This is a genomic window from Mesorhizobium sp. M0571 (assembly GCF_040320985.1).
Lineage (GTDB): Bacteria > Pseudomonadota > Alphaproteobacteria > Rhizobiales > Rhizobiaceae > Mesorhizobium.
In genome coordinates, this window is the sequence record NZ_JAMYQT010000035.1 from 1 (window position 1) to 17,650 (window position 17,650).

Consider the following 17,650-nt stretch of genomic DNA (forward strand, 5'->3'; position numbering starts at 1 on the left):
CCCCCCCCCCCCCCCCCCCCCCCCCCCCCCATTTTTTTTTTACACCCACACCCCGCAACCGCCTATTGCTGCCGGGCGCGGGGGCGCGGAGTTGTGTAAAAGCCACACACCGCCGGCCGCTGCGCGGCCACCTCTCCCCCGCTTCGCGGAGGGCGAGGAACCCAAGTCTTGAGGGGTCGGAGGGAAGCACCCCCTCTGGCCGCCGCTACGGCTTTCGCCAATCTCCAAAGTCACGGGACGCAGGCTCGCGCTTCAATCCGTCCCGCGCAGATACGCCGCAAGCGCCACCGCATTATTGTGGTTCTCGTCATGCGCGCCGTAGAGCAGCGTCACCCGGCCTTTGCCCAGCAGAACGCGCAGCTGCCCGACCGCCTCGCCATTCCGGTCGAGCTCATCGCGGTATCGCTCCTGGAATTCTTCCCAGCGCGCCGGCTCATGGCCGAACCATTTGCGCAACGCATTGCTTGGCGCGATCTCCTTAAGCCAGACCGTTAGCGCGGCGTCTTTTCCGCGGACGCCGCGAGGCCATATCCGGTCGACGAGCACACGCTGCCCGTCACCGGGCGCGGGCTGCTCGTAGATGCGCTTGACCGCGAGCTCCATTGCCAACTCCACATGGGCCAGCAGGCGCAGCTGCTTGCCGGCCCTATCTAGAGGCCCACTTGGCCTAGACCCACTCGCCCTTGCGCATCACCGGCACGCGGCTGCCATCCTTATGGACGCCGTCTATGTCGATCTTGTCCGAGCCGATCATCCAGTCGATGTGGATGAAACTCTTGTTGCCGCCGCGCGCCGCGATCTCGTCCTGGCTGAGCGAGGCGCCGTCGACGAAGCACTTCGAATAGCACTGGCCAAGTGCGATGTGGCAGGCGGCGTTCTCGTCGAACAGCGTGTTGAAAAACAGCAGCCCGCTCTTTGCGATCGGCGAGGAATGCGGCACCAGCGCCACCTCGCCGAGACGGCGCGAGCCCTCGTCTGTGTCCAGCACCTTCTGGAGCACATCCTCGCCCTTCGTGGCCTTGGCCTCGACAATGCGCCCCGCCTCGAAACGCACCGCAATGCCGTCGATCAGCGTGCCCTGGTAGGATAGAGGCTTTGTACTCGTGACATGACCTTCGACGCGCCTTGCATGCGGCGTGGTGAAAACCTCTTCGGTCGGGATGTTCGGATTGCAGGTAATGCCGTTCTTGGCGGTCGAGGCGCCGCCCATCCACTCGTGGCCATCGGCCAGCCCGACGGTCAGGTCGGTGCCGGGACCGGTAAAATGCAGCGCGTGGAAATTATGGCCGTTCAGCCATTCGGTGCGGCTCTTCAATGCCGCATTGTGTGCCGTCCAGTTACCGATCGGGTCGTCGACATCCACCCGCGAGGCGGCAAAGATGGCGTCGGCGAGCTTGGCCACGGCGACGTCTTCGGCATCGTCCGGAAATACCTGCTTGGCCCAGGCCTTATCGGGATACGCCACGATGTTCCAGTTGATGTCGAAGCCGGTGATCTTCTCCAGCGCCGGCTGGTAGGCCATCGAATTCGCCTTGTTGGCGCGCGTTACCTTTGTCGGGTCCTGCGCCGAAAGCAGCGAGGGATCCTCGCCGCGCACGGCAAGTCTCGCCGCATTGTTGGCGAAGGCTTTCGCCATGCCTTCATAGAGCCAGCCGGCGGCGCGGTCGAAGCCGGCGTCGGCGCCGTAGCGGAAGCGTGCCAATGTGATCTCGTCGTCGTTGAAGATCGGCGTCACCAGGCCCGCACCTGCCTTGTAGGCGTGCTCGACGATCCGCCGCGTCAAAGGCAGCGCCGCAATCGAGGAGGTCAGCACCAGATCCTGCCCCGGCTGCAATTGCAGCCCGACCTTGACGGCGACCTCCGCCAGCCTGTCGAGCTTCACCGGGTCGATGCTTGCGGAAACGCCGCGCGAATGTGTGGTCATGATCCTGCCTGCCGTGATTTGGGGACTGTTTCTTACATAGACCGGCATCGCGGCCCTTTCCACCGGTGATGTGTCGGCAGGCTTAGCCCGCGCTTTCGAGCGACCTGAACTGCGCCATCGTCGCCTCGATCTCTTCGCGGATCCAGATCTTGAAATCCCTGACCTTGCGGCTTTCGCTCTTGCTGGCCGAGGTCACCAGCCAGTAGCCGAGGCCGCTCTGCGCGCGCACGCCGAACGGCGCGACGAGACGGCCGTCGGCCAGTGCGTCGGCGGCCAGCAATTGCCAGCCGAGCATGACGCCGTGGCCGGCAATCGCCGATTCCAGGCACAGCATCGGATCGGTGAAGCGCGCGCCCTTCATGAAGGCGACCGGCTCGACCCCGGCTGCTTCGAACCAGCTTTCCCAGCTGATCATCGACCTTTCGTCGGTGATCGCACAGGTCAGAGCGAGGTCGTCGATCGTCTTCAGCCTGCTGGCGATCGCCGGCGAACAGACCGGGAAGATCTCCTGCGCGAGCAGCAATTCGGCCCGCCCGCCTGGCCATTTGCCGTCGCCGAGCCGGATGGCGACGTCGATGTCCGAACGATCGAGATCGGCAAGCCGCACCGAGGCATCGATGCGCAGGAGCACGTTCGGATGCCGGGCGAAATGCCGCGACAGCCGCGGCAACAACCATTTTGAGGCGAAAGCCGGCGCCACCGAAACCACCAGCGTGCATTCCGAAGTTTCGTCGGCAAGCGCCACCGCCTGCGCGAGTTCGCGAAACCCGGCACTGAGCCGCGCGGTGAAGACGGCGCCGAATTCGGTAAGCACGAGGCCGGCTGGCGTTCGTTCGAACAGCGCCCGGCCGAGCTGCTTTTCGGTCCGGTTGATCTGCTGGCTGACGGCGCTCATCGACACGTTGAGTTCGCCGGCCGCCGCCGCAAGCGAACCCAGGCGGGCGACGGTTTCGACGGCACGCAAGCCGTTGAGATGGACGCGGTTCAGCATAGCCATACAGTTTTTCTAAACTCGAACGGCTGAAATCTCAATTGCCAGACGCTGCCGAACGGCGGATTCTAGGCAGGCGATGCAAATTTGAGGAGGCGAAAGTGGTGAAGATTTTATCATGGCTCGGAGCCTTTTCCCCAATCGGAACGCAGCAGCGCCGACAAGATAGCCATGCCATCAGCTGGGTGGCCGATCCGCTGTCGCATCCGGTCCTCGATACCATGTCGGAACGCGAGCTCGCCGACATGCCGTTCCGGCTGACTGCCCGGCGAACAGCCTATGAGGAGACCTCGGCAGGAACCTGTTGCGGCTGAGCTTCGAGGAACGACGGCTCTCGGCTCGCCATCTTCTGCGCTTGGCGCCGCCGTCGAGCCCGACCGCCGACCGTGGTCGCGAACATTTCTGGCCCAACAAAAGGCGGATTGTCTCACAGGCGGGCGCACCTATTGTGCACTGCGATGAACATCGTTTCGCCTTTGCGCCTGGCAATCGCCGGCATGATTGCCCTGGCCGTCGCCATGGGCATCGGCCGCTTCGTTTATACGCCGATCCTACCCGGCATGATGGAAGAGCTTGGCCTGTCGCCGGCCGATGCCGGCTGGATCGCATCGGCAAACTATCTCGGCTATCTCATCGGCGCGCTTGCCGCCACCGGCGGCTGGGCGCAAGGCCGCGAGCGCCAGCTGATGCTGACCGGTCTGGCCGCCACTGCGATCCTCGCCGGATTGATGGGCCTGACCGGCACGATGGCCGCCTTTCTCGTGATCCGTTTTCTTGCCGGCCTCGCCAGCGCCTTCGTGCTGGTCTTCATGACCAGCATCGTCTTCGGCCACCTCGCAGCGGCCGGGCGAAACGACCTGCAGGCGCTGTATTTCGGCGGCGTCGGTCTCGGCATCGCGGCGTCCTCGGCCCTGTTGGCAGTCCTCGTCACCGAACATGCCGGCTGGGCGGCGGGCTGGCTGTGGTCCGCGGTGATTTCGGCCTGCGGCTTTGCCGCCGTTGCCTTGCTGGCAGGCAACACCTCGACCGCGAACAGCGCCACCGGCCGCGAGCCGGCGCTGCCGAAAGACAGCTCGCTGGTGAAGATCATCGTCGCCTACGGCCTGTTCGGCTTCGGCTATATCGTCACGGCAACGTTCCTGGTCGCCATCGTCCGCCAGGGCGGCGGCGGCCGCATCTTCGAGGCCGTGGTCTGGATGGTCACCGGACTTGCCGGTTTTCCCTCGGTCTGGCTCTGGCAAAAGCTCGCGGCCAGAATCGGGTTTTATGCCACCTATGCTTTGGGATGCCTGGTCGAGGTGGTCGGCGTCAGCGCCAGTGTCGCCATGGGCGGGCGCATCGGCCCGCTGCTCGGCGGTCTTCTCGTCGGCGGCACCTTCATGGCCATCACCGCGCTTGGTCTGCAGACCGGCAGACAGCTTGCTCCGCAAGCACCACGCCGGATGCTGGCGGTGATGACGGCCGCCTTCGGCCTTGGCCAGATCGTCGGCCCGATCGTCGCCGGGCTGCTTGCGCAGGCCTCGGGTAACTTTTTCCTCGCCTCGATCGTGGCTGCCGCCGTCCTGCTCGCGTCCGGTGCTATCGCCTGGTCGGCTGCGCCAAAATCGCCATGATTATGGTCTTGCTCGGTTGCGGGCATCGGGCACGGGCATTTTCTTTCCAGCTAATGTGTGACCTTATGCCCGCTGAACAGCAACGCCGCTGATTTGCGCACCGACCGAGGATTTCCCCACAGTGTTCGTATCCTTCTTCCCGCAGCCGAAGCTCTTTTTCACCTCGGCCGCCGTCTGGAGTGCGGTCATGGTGGCCGTGTGGTTTCTCGGCGGCGACCAGCTAGGCGCTTTGGTCGGATTGCCCCTTCCCGCAGTGGACGCGGCGCCGATCATTGGCGTTTCCGTTTTCTGGTCGCCTCCGTTCCTTTGGTTCTACATCTATTTTACCCTTGGTGTACTGCTCTTTTACGCCTTCTGGCATTGGTATTCCCCGCACCCGTGGGACCGCTGGTCAATCCTGGGTTCCTCGCTGATCTTGTTCACGACCTATTTTCAGGTTCAGGTGAGTGTAGCGATCAATGCCTGGTACGGGCCGTTCTGGGATCTGATCCAGGGCATTGTCAGCAAAAGTGTGAAGGCCATAGAGTATGATGTTTATGCGCAGTTAATAACTTTCCTCGGCATCGCTCTGGTGGCTGTTACTGTTTACGTTCTGACAAATTTCTTTGTGAGCCATTGGGTGTTTCGCTGGCGGACAGCGATGAACGACTACTACATGTCCTACTGGCCTAGGGTGCGGAGCATCGAGGGAGCTTCCCAGCGCGTGCAGGAAGACACGATGCGCTTTTCAAAGATCATGGAAGATCTTGGGACCAGCTTTATTGACTCGATAATGACTTTGATCGCCTTCATGCCGATTTTGCTTGCCTACTCAAAGCACATTACGGCATTGCCTTTCATCGGTCAGGTGCCGCAGCCGTTGGTTTTGGCTGCGATCTTTTGGGCAATTTTTGGGACGGTATGCATTGCCACCGCCGGCATAAAGCTGCCCGGTTTGCAATTTCGCAACCAGCGCGTCGAAGCCGCTTACCGCAAGGAACTTGTTTATGGTGAGGACGATCAGTCCCGAGCGCAGCCGCCGACCGTTTCCGAATTGTTCGGAAATGTGCGCCAGAATTACTTCCGGCTCTATTTCCACTACGTCTATTTCAATGTGGTCCGTTATCTCTACTTGCAACTAAATACCATATTCCCTCTTTTTTTGATGACTCCTTCGTTGATCGCCGGAACCTTGACGTTGGGTCTCGTCAACCAGGTCAGTTCCGCGTTCAGCCAAGTGACCAGCTCGTTCCAATATCTTGTTAATTCCTGGTCAACGATCGTTGAGCTCTTGTCAGTCCACAAGCGGCTGCGAGCGTTCGAAGCCACGATTAAGGGCGAACCGCTGCCGGAGATCGATCAGCACTATCTGGAACGGGAGCAAACTGGGCTACGGCCAGAGGACCAGCCGGCAAGCTGATGATGGCGGGCCGCGATCGCTGCGGCTCAGCCGCCCACCGCCGCTTGCTTTTCGTCTGCGCGGTGCCGCGAAATATAATCGCGAAAACTGATGCACTCGACGTCCGCCTTGACGCAGACCTCGCCGGCAAAGCGCTCCAGCGCGTTCCAGTAGGCGCCGTCGTTCATCAGCGTGAAGTGGAAGCCGAGCTCAAGCGGGATGCGCTTGCCCTGGTATTGCGCATCGAAGGCGGCGCGAAAGGCCTGATAGGTCCGGTCGGCGAACTCTTCTGCCATGCTCGGCCGCTCGAAGCCGCCGGAATGTCTGACATAGAGATTGTAATCCATGGCGATCACCCGCCTTGAACTCGGCCCTTCCGGGATCTGCGGCAGCGAAAAGCGCGTGATGCCGTTGACAGTCGGCGGCTCGACCGGCCCACGCGAAACGCCGCTTGCGTCGAGCAGGAAGCCGGCCACGGGCAGCGCCTCGTAAAGCGCCGTGTTTGCCGACAGATAGGGCGCGCGGAATCCGACCACTGCCTTGCCTGCGAAATCGCGCCAGCCCTTTGGTTCGGGTGCGATGCCGTTGATCGAATAGGCGTTTTCGAGAATGTGCTTGAACGAGCCGAACTCGCTCAGCCAGTCGGCCTTGCTCCAGTCCTTGCCATCGAAATGACCACAGCCATGGCTGCCGATGTCGTGGCCTTCCCTGGCGGCGAGGTTGATCTGCTCGAGCCGCTCGGCAACTTCCTGTTTGGAGGCGCCAAAGCCGATATTCGATTTGCCGGCCGTTTTGCCCGGCGCGGTGTATTCCTTGCGCGTCTCGGGTGACAGCAGGAACACGCAGGAGACGAAATAGGTGAAATGCGCGCCTGTGCGCTGGGCCAGCGCCCGGCTGCGCTGCCATTGCGAAATGTCGCGGGCGCTGTCGAACGAGATGATGACGGTCTGCTTCGGTTTTGCCGGCGCCGCCGGCGGGTCGGCAAAAGCCGCGCCGGTAGCAAGCGCGGCAATCGACAACGCAACAACGCGGGACAAACGGGGCAAAGGCATCTGACCGGATCAAGGAATATAGAAGCACCGCCTACCGGTGAAATATGGCACGGGTGCGATCGACCTGTGCGGCCGCCGTTGGCGGCGGCTGCCGCATGAATGGGCGATTTTCCTGCCGAACCCCTTCCATGCCGGCAAAATTTCGCTAAAACGCGGGCTCATCAACCGCCCCGCCCGGGGCATGAATGGTTTTGATCCATGTCGGACGACAGTTTTATCCGCGAAGTCAACGAAGAGATTCGTCGCGACCAGGCGCATGCGCTGTGGGACCGTTTCGGTCCCGCCTTGCTCGTGCTGGCTGTGCTGGTGGTGCTCGGCACTGCTGCCGTGGTCGGCTACCGCTATTGGGACGAGACCCGCGCCAACCGCTCGGGCGATGCTTTTTCGCAGGCGCTCAAGCTCGCCAATGACGGCAAGAACGACGAGGCGCTTGCCGCTCTGGAGGCGTTGGAGAAGGATGGCTACGGCGCCTATCCGCTGCTCGCCCGCATGCGCGCGGCAACCGTCAAGGCGGACAAGGGCGACGTCGACGCCGCCGTCAAGGATTTCGACGAGGTCGCCGCCGACACCAAGATCCCCTCCGGCATTCGCGACATGGCGCGCCTCAGGGCCGCGCTGCTTCTGGTCGATCACGGCTCTTTCGCCGATGTCTCCAGCCGCGTCGAGTCGCTCACCGCCGACACCAACACGCTGCGCCATACGGCGCGCGAGGCGCTCGGCCTTGCCGCCTGGAAGGAAGGCAAGGCGGCGGACGCGTTGAAGCTGTTCGACCAGATCGCCGCGGATGACGGCGCCCCGCGCAACACGCGCGAGCGGGCAACGTTGATGTCCGAGCTGATCCGCGGCTCGGGCGGTGTATCGTAATGCATGTCGCCCAAAAGTGCGCAGCGGTTTTGGGACAACGACATGCATAGCAGATGTAGGGCCGGATGACCTTCAAAGTCGCCATCATCGGCCGGCCTAACGTCGGCAAATCGACCCTTTTCAATCGGCTGGTGGGAAGGAAGCTGGCGCTTGTCGACGACACACCCGGCGTCACCCGCGATCGCCGTGTCCACGCCGCCAAGCTCTACGATCTGCATTTCGACGTTATCGACACCGCCGGCTTCGAAGATGCTGCTGCTTCGACGCTGCCCGGCCGCATGCGCGCCCAGACCGAGATCGCCATCCGCGAGGCCGACCTGATCTTTTTCACGATCGATGCCAAGTCCGGGCTGATGCCCGACGACAAGACCTTCGCCGAGATCGTGCGCAAATCCGGCAAGCCGGTTGTCGTCGTGGCCAACAAGGCCGAGGCGCGCGGCGCCCAAGGCGGCATGCTGGAGGCATGGGAACTCGGCCTTGGCGAGCCGATCCCGGTCTCGGCCGAACATGGCCAGGGCCTGCCCGATTTGCGCGATGCGGTGATCGCGGCACTGGGCGAGGCGCGCGCCTTCGGCGAGGACGAAGAGGCCGGCGAGGAGGAGATCGCCGCCAGCGAGGTGCTGATCGGCGAAGACATCACTGACCCGGACGCCGAGCCGAGCTATGACGATACCAAGCCGATGCGCATCGCCGTCGTCGGCCGTCCCAACGCCGGCAAGTCGACGCTGATCAACGCGCTGATCGGCGAGGAGCGGCTGTTGACCGGCCCCGAGGCCGGTATCACCCGCGATTCCATTTCTGTCGACTGGGACTGGCATGGCCGCCGGTTGAAACTGTTCGACACCGCAGGCATGCGCCGCAAGGCTAGGATCCACGAAAAGCTCGAGGTGATGTCGGTGCAGGACGGCTTGCGCGCCATCCGCTTTGCCGAGATCGTCATCATCGTGCTCGACGCGACTATTCCCTTCGAGAAGCAGGATCTGCAGATCGCCGACCTGATCATCCGCGAGGGCCGTGCCCCGGTGATCGCCTTCAACAAATGGGACCTGATCGACCATCCCCAGGAGTTGCTGGCCGAGCTGCGCGAAAAAACCGAGCGGCTGTTGCCGCAGGCGCGCGGCATGCAGGCGGTGCCGGTGTCAGCCGAGACCGGCCGCGGCCTCGACAAACTGATGGATGCGGTGATCAGGACGCACAAGGTCTGGAACAGCCGTGTCTCGACCGGCAAGCTCAACCGCTGGCTGGAAGGTATTTTGGCGCATCATCCGCCGCCCGCCGTCGCCGGACGCCGGCTGAAGATCAAATACGTCACGCAGGCCAAGACGCGGCCGCCGGGCTTCGTCGTCTCCTGCTCACGGCCGGACGCGATGCCGCAATCCTATGTCCGCTATCTCTCGAACAGCCTGCGCGAGGCTTTCGACATGCCTGGCGTGCCGATCCGCATCGCCTTGCGCACCTCGGAGAACCCGTTCGCCAGCAAGGCGAAGAAGCGCCGCTGAGCTGCGCGTCTTCTGGGCGCCAGCATCAGGCTACGCTCCGCAGGCCGCTCGCGGGCAGCGCCTGCACATTTTCGGGAAGGCGATTCCACCGACACCTGCAGCAGGATGTCGGCAAGTCGCGCCGCCACCGGGTCTGGCTCGGCCTTCCTTGCGATGCGGCAACAGGCCCATCTCAGGCAGTGCGGGCAGCCCGGCGATCTCCGGCGTCATCGCCCTGACGGTGGCCGGCGCGAGTGGGGGCAGCCTCTGCACCTAATGGGCGGTGTAAGCTCCGTCCACCAGATGGTAGCTCCCAGTGATAAAGCTGGCCTGGTCGGACAAGAGGAAGCATACAAGAGCCGCTACCTCTTCCGGTTTCCCGCGCCTGCCCATCGGCTGAAGACCTGCCATGCGCCGGCTGGCTAATGCCTCCATTTGCTCCGATAAAAGAGGCGTTTCGATCCAGCCGGGGCCGACTACATTGATCCGGATGCCCATCCTGGCATATTCGATCGCCGCAACTTTGGTTAGTCCAACGACTCCGTGTTTCGCTGCCGTGTATGCGGACGCAGTTGGCAAGCCGACGGAACCGAGAACGGAGGACATGTTCACGATGGCGCCTCCGCCTCGATCCAGCATCGCGGCGATTTCGTACTTCATGCTGTAGAAAACGCCATTAAGATTGACGTTTATCAGCTTGTGCCAGTTGTCGAGCGGATAGTCTGCCGTTGCTTTTCGAACGCCGTCGATACCTGCATTGTTTACCGCCATATCCAGTCCGCCGCATTTCTGGACAGTGAACTCGATCAGCTTTTCCACGGCTGCTGCATCCGTGACATCTACCGCAAAGTCGTAGGCCCTGCCTCCTTGCGAGCTTATTTCGGCGGCTTTGCACTGCGCGGCCTCGGCATCAAGGTCGGCGACAACAACCTCGGCTCCTCCTTGCGCGAGTTGCCGTGAAACAGCGGCTCCTATTCCGGAGCCTGCGCCGGTCACAATCGCGACTTTACTATGGAAGTCAGGCTTCATCGTCTCTGTCCTATGCCCATTTTGACATAACCGAAACAGAGGCAGACGGTTATCGCAAGAAGTTTCGCTCCAATTCGCTTGTCAATCCTGTGAATTCATTTTTGCCACCACACAGCGAGACTTGGCCCGCAGCCCTTGGAATGGTAGAGACGAGGGCGGCGGTAGATGACCAGTTTCCTAGCAGGTAGAAATGGAAGAACACCACATTGCGCGCCGGGGGCTCGTGCTGGGTAGTCTGGCTCTGATGGTCTCCGGATGTACGTCGATTTCATCCGCGTTCGGACCAAGGCGTGGCCTGAATCCTCGTTACCGACGGCAGCATGTGCGGTACGACGGAAACGAGCCGGCCGGAACAATCGTCGTCGATACTTCGCAACGTTTTCTCTATGCCGTCGAGACGGACGGGTGGGCGACGCGCTACGGCGTCGGCGTCGGCGAGCAGGGACTTTCGTTCAAGGGTACAGCGACCGTCGGCCGCAAGGCGGACTGGCCGTCGTGGACACCCACCGCCAGCATGATGAAGCGCAAGCCGCGCCTGGTGCAGTATGCAGGGGGGGTCCCTGGCGGACCAAACAACCCGCTTGGTGCGCGTGCCCTTTATCTCTATCGCGACGGGCACGACACCCACTTCCGGATACATGGTACAAACGAGCCATGGACGATAGGCACAGCGGTATCGAACGGGTGCATCCGTATGATAAATGACGACGTCATTGACCTCTACGACCGTACTCCTTTGGGCACGACGGTGGTGGTTGTTTGATGGTGGGCAGGCTTGATCTCCGTTGGATGGTGAACCCTGCCAGCACGTCACCGCAAAGGTGCCGCCGGCAACCGGGTGCCAACTGTGTCATTTCTGCACTAGGCGTTGGTGTAGATCGCAGCTAACTTGGTGGGGCTGCATATCGTTCTAGTTGTGGCGATTCTATAGGCTATTCCGCCCCCGGGGAAAGGATTGCTTGATGAACAGGATATTGATTGCAATGGTTACTGTGCTCGCCGTTGCCAGCCTGAGCGGCTGCGCGAACGACTGGATCGGCAAAGGAAAGGGTAAGGCTCCGGCACCCGCTCCGGTAGAGGAACCAGTGATTAAGTAAGGACCGGCTTGTATGGGGAAGGGGTGCCAAGCCCTTCCCCATATATACGCAGCCGGGGCTTTGGCCGGCTTCATAGCATACGGCGCGGTTGGCGGGCATAGGCCGTTATTAGGTCTGTGCTTCGTGAAGTTCGGGAATGGACGCGGCGATGACGCTTGTAAGTAGCCGTCTCTTGCTTGTGGCGTTGGTGGCCCTCCCGGCAGCGGCATGTCAGACGAAAGACCTGCCGCCCCAGCCGAATTTCGTATCTTATGCCGATGGCGGAGCTGCGCCTCAAAAAAACGACGAGCGGTACTTCATCGAGTTCCGCTCCCGCTACGCCCTAAGCTACGGCCACACCTACGCAGTTTTTGGGCGCCTGGACCGGGCCGGGAGAATGATCGATCCCCAAGTCGCGGGCCTTCACCCGGCTTCGAACAGTGCGGTTCCCTATGTTCTGGGCCATATCGTGCCGGTGCCAGCCGAAACCGGGTGGAGCGACGGTGATCTGGAAGAACCATACAGATCCGCAAGCTGGCAAATCATATTGACCCGGGCCGAATACGACAAAGTCGTTGCCTACATCCGCAAGCTGCAGGCGAGCTCGCATGTCTGGCAGGCGACGGTCTTGAACTGCAACGGCTTCGTGGCGGACATCGCTCATTCCATGGGATATAAGACTCCCGCCATTCAGCTCCGGCCGCAACAATTCATAACCGAGCTTCGGGAGATGAATACATAACCAAGATTCGAGGGATGAATGGGACCGAATGCGATCGGTACTGCCCCTCCGGCTTTCGCGTCTGCGGACTAACTCGGAGAGGATCGCTGCGCCTGAAGGTCGGCCGGTGACGAAATCGAGGCGATGGGTGAACTGGCCATACTCAGGGGCAACTGCTACAGTCGCGATCGCAGAAAGGGCGCTGGTGACCTGAAGTGAGCATTGCGGCAGCCTCACTTGGCGAGGTCATTTGGGTAATCGGCATCGTTGCTTGGTACGTGATCCGGTATCCCTTCGAGCGCCGGGCAAGGCGCGTGCGAATTGTAACTGGCTACCGCTCACGTTCCGACATCGTCGGGCTTGCATCTGCTCTGTTTGGCCTCGCAATCCTGCCTGCCTTCTATGTTGTCACCGGCATGCCCGCAGCGGCTGACCACCCGGCCAGCGCGTGGGCCGTGGCTCTCGGCACAATCATCTTCTGCTCCGCGCTATGGGTTTTTCGCAGGTCCCACAAGGAACTTGGCCGGAACTGGTCGATTACGCTGGAGATCCGCGAACGGCATGAACTGGTCAGCGCCGGGCCATACGCCTTGGTCCGTCACCCTATGTACACCTCTTTCCTGCTTATGGGGCTCGGCCAGGTCTTTCTGCTGCCGAACTGGATTGCGGGCATATCGGGTTTGATTGGGTTCGCAGTCCTTTTCCTGCTGAGAGTGGACGAGGAAGAGCGTATGATGCTGGAGAATTTCGGCCCGCAATACCGTGCCTATATGGAAAAGACCAAGCGAATATTCCCTTATCTTTATTAGAGGTACGTTTGATGCGAGGCCGAGCCCTCAAGCTTTCCGCGCCCCGGCGCCTTGTTGGCGATCTGATGAGGTTTTCGATCGGCGTGCCACGGGTCGCGGTGCAGCGTCAGATGAACCTCGGCCCACTCGTAAGGGCTAGGATGGCGCAGCAGGCCAGGCCCTCGTGGACCGCGATCTTCCTGAAAGGATATGCGCTTCTCGCCCTAGAGATGCCGGAGCTGCGGCGCGCCTATGTCAAGTTGCCCTGGCCGCAGCTTTACGAGTATCCGGCAAGCGTAGCCTCGATTGCCCACGAGCGCGAATATGATGGCGAGCCGGCCGTTCTGCTGAGCTGCATCAAGCGCCCGGAGCGCTACTCCATCACGGAACTTGAGGGATCCATCCACGCGGCTCGATCACGGCCGATCCTGGAGGTCCCGGAGTTCCGGCGTGCCTTGCGCATGGCAGGTGCGCCCGCGCCAGTCAGGTGGCTGCTTATGTGGCTAGGGTTGAACATCGCCCGGCAAAGGTCAAATTACTTCGGTACCTTCCAACTGTCCGTCTATTCTGGTCTCGGTGCGGAATCACTCAACCCGCTGACACCATTGACCACGCTTCTCAACTACGGTCCCATCGGCAAAGACGGATCGGTGAATGTCCGCATCCACTACGATCACCGGGTCATGGATGGAGCGAACGTTGCACGAGCACTGGAGAGATTCGAAAAGATCCTGAACGGCATTGTCGCCAATGAAGTGATGCTGCTCGATCAAAGTGTTGCCGCTCCTGCAGGACAGAGGAACGCGACATGATTTCGCGCTGTGAATTCCGGCCAGCCGTCGTCGTGATTGGCGGCTCGGGTGGAATTGGCCGGGCAATTGCGAGCGTCGCTGCACGGGAGCGCGGTGCGGTTGTGCTGGTTGCCCGCTCGCCCGAGGGTTTGGCCGCTGCGGCGTCTGAGGTTCGGGAGAGGGGTGGCGAGGCATTCACGCTCGAGTTGGATCTCGTGGCAGGCGATGCGCCAACGCGCCTGGAGGGCTTCCTGTCCGCACACGGCCTGGTCTGTGATGTCCTGGTCAACAGCGCCGGCTATGGCCTGCGGGGCGCGACGACGGCGCTGCCTATTGATGGTCAACTCGGCATCATCGATCTCAACATACATTCCCTCACAGAACTGACCCTCCATTTTCTGCCGGGAATGGTGGCGCGCCGACGGGGCGGGGTGCTCAATCTCAGTTCCGTGGCCGGGTTCGTTCCCGGGCCTTATATGGCTCTGTACTTCGCTAGCAAAGCTTTCGTGCGCTTCTTCTCAGAGGCGCTTCACCAGGAATTGCGCCGAACCGGTGTGACGGTCACATGCGTTGCACCAGGCCCGGTGTCGACGGAGTTTCTCGCAAGGTCAGGCGCCAATCAGACGGTGCTCTTCAACATCTTGCCCAAGGTGGATCCGGAGTATGTGGCTGAACGGGCGTGGCGAGGGTTCAAATCCGGTCGTCGCCTCGTCGTACCGGGAATCTCGGCCAAGTTGGCTGCCCTTGCGGCAGCGCTCCTGCCTTCCGCAGCGCTGCTGCCCCTGGTCGGCCGGCTGCAACGCGGCGGCAATGATCAATGTCCTTGCGGTTCAGGTATGAAGTTCAAGAAATGCTGCGGTACCCGCCAGATTCAGCTACGCCGGGGCCCTCGGGGAATTAGCCCCTGACCGCAGCACGCCACCGAAAAACCTCATTGAAGCAAGAGACCGCTCGCCGATGACGGGCGTCGGCTGAAGATCAAATATGTCACGCAGGCCAAGACGCGGCCGCCGGGCTTCGTCGTCTCCTGCTCTCGCCCCGATGCGATGCCGCAATCCTATGTCCGCTATCTCTCAAACAGCCTGCGCGAGGCTTTCGACATGCCCGGCGTGCCGATCCGCATCGCCTTGCGCACTTCGGACAACCCGTTCGCCGGCAGGGCCAAGAAGCGCCACTGAGGGGAGCTTTCAGGGGCGCTGCGCCTGCGCTCGGCTCGGGAGTAACGCAAGAGCGCCGTTGCGGTGCAGGATCTTTGCTAACGCTGGCGGGACAGCACCCCCTCTGTCCTGCCGGACATCTCCCCCGCAAGGGGGGAGATTGGATTTCGCGAATGCCTTCGCCAATCTCTAACGTTGCAAGAAAGGTGCCAAGAACGAAGCTGGCAATCTCCCCCCTTTGAGGGGGAGATGTCCGGCAGGACAGAGGGGGGTGTGAAGAAATTCGACGCAGGATGTGCGGTTCTGGATCGCTGTGCCTTCGGAAGTCCTGCGACGTCGCCTCAAAACTGTCTTGTCGAAACCTAAGCGACGTCTCTTAGCCCCTCATCCATCCGCGCACCTTGCGGCAACGCTTCCAGCGCTGCCTGCAGCAGGATGTCGCCAAGCCGCGCCGCGACCGCGTCGGGCTCGGCCTCCTTGCGATGCAGGAACAGCGCCATCTTGGGCAAGGCGGGCAGCCCGGCGATCTCCGGCGTCATCGCCCTGACGGTGGCCGGCAGGCCGATATCGGTGCGGATCGTCAGTCCGAGTCCGGCGGCGACGGCTGCCCAGATGCCGCCAAGGCTCGGGCTGGAGAAGGCCATCCGCCATGACAGGCCGGCACGGTCCAGCGTTTCAGTCGCCACGCTGCGCAGCAGGCACGGCGCCTCGAGCGCCACCAGCGCTAACGGCTCGCCTTCGCGCAGGCTGGTTTCGATCTGTCTTGCCGGGCCGATCCAGCGCATCTGGACGTCGGCGACATGCCGGCTGCAAGGCAGCGTCGCGCCATTGTGCCAGGCAAGCGCGATATCCAGGCTGCCCGAGGTGATCCGTTCGGCAAGCTCGTAGCTGCGCGCAATCCTGGCTTCGATCTTGACCTTGGGATGGGCGCGGGCGAAGCGCCCGAGCACTTCCGGCAGCACCGCCTCGCCGAAATCCTCCTGCAATCCAAGCCGTACCCAGCCCTCCAGCTCCACATCGTGGATGGCGGAGGCGGCCTCGTCATTGAGCTCGATCAGCCGGCGCGCATAGCCGAGCATGGTCTCGCCCGCCTCCGTCAGCGCCAGGCCGCGTCCCGATTTGCGGAAGATCGGCGTCACCGCCTGCTCCTCCAGTTTCTTCAATTGCGCGCTGATTGCCGAGGTCGAACGGCCGAGCCGGTCGGCGGCCTTGGCGAAACTGCCCAGCTCCATGCCGGTGACGAAGCTGCGCAGGACATCGAGATCGAATGTCACGCGTCGCATGGCAATAATCCTGATATTTGGGACATTACGTCAAAAATTTCCTGATATTCAGTACGAAGCTATGGCGGTAGAGACAGCGCGTCAAGACCGAATGCAGCCGGCCCATGCAGGAGCTGAACCATGTCCGCTGTCGCCACACGAGCAGATTGCAAACCGCTTCGCCCGGCCGCCGTTACCACCCCGTCAGAGGCGGCGGTGCTTCGAGCCAATCATCGCTGGAAGGTGCTGGGCATCGGCGTCGCCGCCAATGCCTGCTTTTCCGCGACCTTCTCCGGCATTCCGGCGACGGCGGTGTTCCTGCGCTCGGGCTACCATCTCTCCAATGGCGAACTCGGCCTGGCGCTTGGCCTTCTCGGCCTGGGCGTGGCGCTGAGCGAATTGCCGTGGGGGCTGCTGACCGATCGCTGGGGCGACCGCCGCGTGCTGCTGACCGGGGTCGGCGCAACCGCGGTGTGGCTGCTTGTCATGGCCGCGCTGGTCGTGCCGTCACCAGCCCATATTCCCAGCATCGCGCTTCTGGCCGCTGCTCTGCTGGTCACCGGATTGCTCGGCGGCAGCGTCAACGGCTCCAGCGGCCGCGCCATCATGGCCTGGTTCGGCGAAGGCGAGCGCGGCTTTGCCATGAGCATCAGGCAGACGGCGGTGCCGCTTGGCGGCGGGCTTGGCGCGCTGGTGCTGCCGTCGCTCGCCTCAGTCCATGGCTTCGCGGCGGTGTTCGGCCTGTTGGCGGCTGCATCCGTCGTCTCGACCTCGCTCGCCTGGCGTTGGCTGCATCAGCCGCCGGCGCATGACGATGCCAATTCGGGCAGCACGGCATTGCCGGCTGGCCCGGCGCCACTGCGCAACCTAGCCGTCTGGCGCATCGCAACAGCCATCGGCCTGCTGTGCTTTCCGCAGGTGGCGGTGCTCACCTTTGCTTCCGTTTTCCTGCATGATTTCGCCGGCAGGGGGACAGCCGTGATCAGCGCCAGCCTGGCTGCCGTGCAGGTCGGCGCCATGGTGATGCGCGTCTGGAGCGGCCGCTACACCGACCGTCACGGCAACCGCCGGTCGTTCCTGCGTCTCTGCAGTATGCTGAGCGTGATCGCCTTCACCGTGCTTGCGGGGATGGTTCTGTTGTCCGCCACCACACAAGCACCGATGCTGTCGCCGGCGATCGTCGCGGTGCTGGTCGTGGCCGGCGTCTGCGTCTCCTCCTGGCATGGCGTCGCCTATACCGAACTGGCGACGCTGGCCGGCGCAAGCCAGGCCGGAACGGCACTCGGCCTCGCCAACAGCCTGGTCTTCATCGCGTTTTTCCTGGTGCCGATCGCCATTCCCGGGCTTCTCGTGCTCTGCTCGTGGGCAGGCGTTTGGCTGGCTGCGGCCATTTGCGCACTGATCGCCTGGCCGATCTTTCTTCCGTCAAGCGATGGCCGCAAAAGCGCCTGACTTCGACATGAGATGGGAAAACAACGTGCTAAGCTGTTAACGCCCCATCAAGGTTAATGCATCATTGTAGCTCT

Annotated in this window: 18 protein-coding genes and 1 pseudogene; 13 read left to right on the forward strand and 6 right to left on the reverse strand. The window is 62.4% G+C overall.

Translation table 11 applies throughout. The annotated features are described in order from the left end of the window. Positions 1 to 252 precede the first annotated feature (252 nt). From NKI85_RS28095 to NKI85_RS28105, 3 genes are all read right to left on the reverse strand, one after another. Complete coding sequence (locus NKI85_RS28095) at positions 253 to 609, reverse strand: DUF488 domain-containing protein (RefSeq protein WP_352779314.1); 357 nt, start codon at positions 607 to 609, stop codon at positions 253 to 255. Positions 610 to 667: 58 nt separating this feature from the next. Beyond that, the gene (locus NKI85_RS28100) at positions 668 to 1,924 is read right to left on the reverse strand and encodes an aminopeptidase (protein WP_352529304.1); all 1,257 of its coding nucleotides are present in this window, start codon (positions 1,922 to 1,924) and stop codon (positions 668 to 670) included. Positions 1,925 to 2,006: 82 nt separating this feature from the next. Further along, complete coding sequence (locus tag NKI85_RS28105; RefSeq protein ID WP_352529302.1) at positions 2,007 to 2,921, reverse strand: LysR substrate-binding domain-containing protein; 915 nt, start codon at positions 2,919 to 2,921, stop codon at positions 2,007 to 2,009. Positions 2,922 to 3,019: 98 nt separating this feature from the next. Here NKI85_RS28105 and NKI85_RS28110 point away from each other — a divergent pair, with 98 nt between their 5' ends. The 3 genes from NKI85_RS28110 (at position 3,020) to sbmA (ending at position 5,927) form a co-directional block, all read left to right on the forward strand. Beyond that, positions 3,020 to 3,229: a hypothetical protein gene (locus NKI85_RS28110; RefSeq protein ID WP_502896026.1), complete on the forward strand. Its 210-nt coding sequence runs from the start codon at positions 3,020 to 3,022 to the stop codon at positions 3,227 to 3,229. Between the two features lie 144 nt (positions 3,230 to 3,373). Then, on the forward strand, positions 3,374 to 4,528 hold the full coding sequence (locus tag NKI85_RS28115) for a YbfB/YjiJ family MFS transporter (protein WP_352529300.1): 1,155 nt from the start codon (positions 3,374 to 3,376) through the stop codon (positions 4,526 to 4,528). A gap of 121 nt (positions 4,529 to 4,649) precedes the next feature. Then, the gene (gene sbmA, locus NKI85_RS28120; protein WP_352779319.1) at positions 4,650 to 5,927 is read left to right on the forward strand and encodes a peptide antibiotic transporter SbmA; all 1,278 of its coding nucleotides are present in this window, start codon (positions 4,650 to 4,652) and stop codon (positions 5,925 to 5,927) included. Between the two features lie 26 nt (positions 5,928 to 5,953). On the opposite strand, the gene NKI85_RS28125 is transcribed toward sbmA, so the two are convergent. Continuing rightward, entirely contained in the window at positions 5,954 to 6,952 is a 999-nt protein-coding gene (locus NKI85_RS28125; RefSeq protein WP_352529314.1) for a polysaccharide deacetylase family protein, read from the reverse strand. A gap of 204 nt (positions 6,953 to 7,156) precedes the next feature. Between NKI85_RS28125 and NKI85_RS28130 the strand changes: the two genes are divergently transcribed. Continuing rightward, positions 7,157 to 7,822, forward strand: coding sequence for a tetratricopeptide repeat protein (locus NKI85_RS28130; protein ID WP_352779322.1), 666 nt, complete (start codon positions 7,157 to 7,159; stop codon positions 7,820 to 7,822). Between the two features lie 65 nt (positions 7,823 to 7,887). Further along, positions 7,888 to 9,321: a ribosome biogenesis GTPase Der gene (der, locus tag NKI85_RS28135; RefSeq protein ID WP_352529294.1), complete on the forward strand. Its 1,434-nt coding sequence runs from the start codon at positions 7,888 to 7,890 to the stop codon at positions 9,319 to 9,321. Positions 9,322 to 9,573: 252 nt separating this feature from the next. On the opposite strand, the gene NKI85_RS28140 is transcribed toward der, so the two are convergent. Beyond that, the gene (locus NKI85_RS28140) at positions 9,574 to 10,329 is read right to left on the reverse strand and encodes an SDR family NAD(P)-dependent oxidoreductase (RefSeq protein WP_352449941.1); all 756 of its coding nucleotides are present in this window, start codon (positions 10,327 to 10,329) and stop codon (positions 9,574 to 9,576) included. Between the two features lie 190 nt (positions 10,330 to 10,519). Here NKI85_RS28140 and NKI85_RS28145 point away from each other — a divergent pair, with 190 nt between their 5' ends. From NKI85_RS28145 to NKI85_RS28175, 7 genes and pseudogenes are all read left to right on the forward strand, one after another. Continuing rightward, positions 10,520 to 11,092: a L,D-transpeptidase gene (locus NKI85_RS28145; protein ID WP_352449940.1), complete on the forward strand. Its 573-nt coding sequence runs from the start codon at positions 10,520 to 10,522 to the stop codon at positions 11,090 to 11,092. 199 nt (positions 11,093 to 11,291) lie between these two features. Then, positions 11,292 to 11,426, forward strand: coding sequence for an ABC transporter (locus NKI85_RS28150; protein WP_352449939.1), 135 nt, complete (start codon positions 11,292 to 11,294; stop codon positions 11,424 to 11,426). A gap of 148 nt (positions 11,427 to 11,574) precedes the next feature. Then, positions 11,575 to 12,147, forward strand: coding sequence for a hypothetical protein (locus tag NKI85_RS28155; RefSeq protein WP_352529312.1), 573 nt, complete (start codon positions 11,575 to 11,577; stop codon positions 12,145 to 12,147). Positions 12,148 to 12,347: 200 nt separating this feature from the next. Then, a complete protein-coding gene (locus NKI85_RS28160; protein ID WP_352449963.1) occupies positions 12,348 to 12,935 on the forward strand; it encodes a protein-S-isoprenylcysteine O-methyltransferase in 588 nt (195 codons plus the stop codon). A gap of 11 nt (positions 12,936 to 12,946) precedes the next feature. Beyond that, positions 12,947 to 13,726: a hypothetical protein gene (locus NKI85_RS28165; RefSeq protein WP_352449938.1), complete on the forward strand. Its 780-nt coding sequence runs from the start codon at positions 12,947 to 12,949 to the stop codon at positions 13,724 to 13,726. Next, entirely contained in the window at positions 13,723 to 14,613 is an 891-nt protein-coding gene (locus tag NKI85_RS28170; RefSeq protein ID WP_352449937.1) for an SDR family NAD(P)-dependent oxidoreductase, read from the forward strand. The genes NKI85_RS28165 and NKI85_RS28170 overlap by 4 nt, the downstream gene beginning before the upstream one ends. Positions 14,614 to 14,652: 39 nt before the next feature. Further along, positions 14,653 to 14,883, forward strand: a pseudogene (locus NKI85_RS28175) (ribosome biogenesis GTPase Der); the annotation flags it as partial. A 341-nt stretch (positions 14,884 to 15,224) separates the two neighbouring features. On the opposite strand, the gene NKI85_RS28180 reads toward NKI85_RS28175, so the two are convergent. After that, positions 15,225 to 16,145: a LysR substrate-binding domain-containing protein gene (locus NKI85_RS28180; RefSeq protein ID WP_352529292.1), complete on the reverse strand. Its 921-nt coding sequence runs from the start codon at positions 16,143 to 16,145 to the stop codon at positions 15,225 to 15,227. A gap of 120 nt (positions 16,146 to 16,265) precedes the next feature. On the opposite strand from NKI85_RS28180, the gene NKI85_RS28185 reads away from it, so the two are divergent. Then, complete coding sequence (locus NKI85_RS28185) at positions 16,266 to 17,576, forward strand: MFS transporter (RefSeq protein ID WP_352529290.1); 1,311 nt, start codon at positions 16,266 to 16,268, stop codon at positions 17,574 to 17,576. Positions 17,577 to 17,650 lie beyond the last annotated feature (74 nt).

Coding starts and splice junctions, on each gene's coding strand:
- NKI85_RS28145 (WP_352449940.1), top strand. CDS start 10,520: ATGGAAGAACACCACATTGCGCGCCGGGGGCTCGTGCTGGGTAGTCTG.
- NKI85_RS28115 (WP_352529300.1), top strand. CDS start 3,374: ATGAACATCGTTTCGCCTTTGCGCCTGGCAATCGCCGGCATGATTGCC.
- NKI85_RS28140 (WP_352449941.1), bottom strand. CDS start 10,329: ATGAAGCCTGACTTCCATAGTAAAGTCGCGATTGTGACCGGCGCAGGC.
- NKI85_RS28105 (WP_352529302.1), bottom strand. CDS start 2,921: ATGGCTATGCTGAACCGCGTCCATCTCAACGGCTTGCGTGCCGTCGAA.
- NKI85_RS28150 (WP_352449939.1), top strand. CDS start 11,292: ATGAACAGGATATTGATTGCAATGGTTACTGTGCTCGCCGTTGCCAGC.
- NKI85_RS28170 (WP_352449937.1), top strand. CDS start 13,723: ATGATTTCGCGCTGTGAATTCCGGCCAGCCGTCGTCGTGATTGGCGGC.
- NKI85_RS28185 (WP_352529290.1), top strand. CDS start 16,266: ATGTCCGCTGTCGCCACACGAGCAGATTGCAAACCGCTTCGCCCGGCC.
- NKI85_RS28130 (WP_352779322.1), top strand. CDS start 7,157: ATGTCGGACGACAGTTTTATCCGCGAAGTCAACGAAGAGATTCGTCGC.
- NKI85_RS28165 (WP_352449938.1), top strand. CDS start 12,947: ATGCGAGGCCGAGCCCTCAAGCTTTCCGCGCCCCGGCGCCTTGTTGGC.
- NKI85_RS28180 (WP_352529292.1), bottom strand. CDS start 16,145: ATGCGACGCGTGACATTCGATCTCGATGTCCTGCGCAGCTTCGTCACC.
- NKI85_RS28155 (WP_352529312.1), top strand. CDS start 11,575: ATGACGCTTGTAAGTAGCCGTCTCTTGCTTGTGGCGTTGGTGGCCCTC.
- NKI85_RS28100 (WP_352529304.1), bottom strand. CDS start 1,924: ATGACCACACATTCGCGCGGCGTTTCCGCAAGCATCGACCCGGTGAAG.
- der (WP_352529294.1), top strand. CDS start 7,888: ATGACCTTCAAAGTCGCCATCATCGGCCGGCCTAACGTCGGCAAATCG.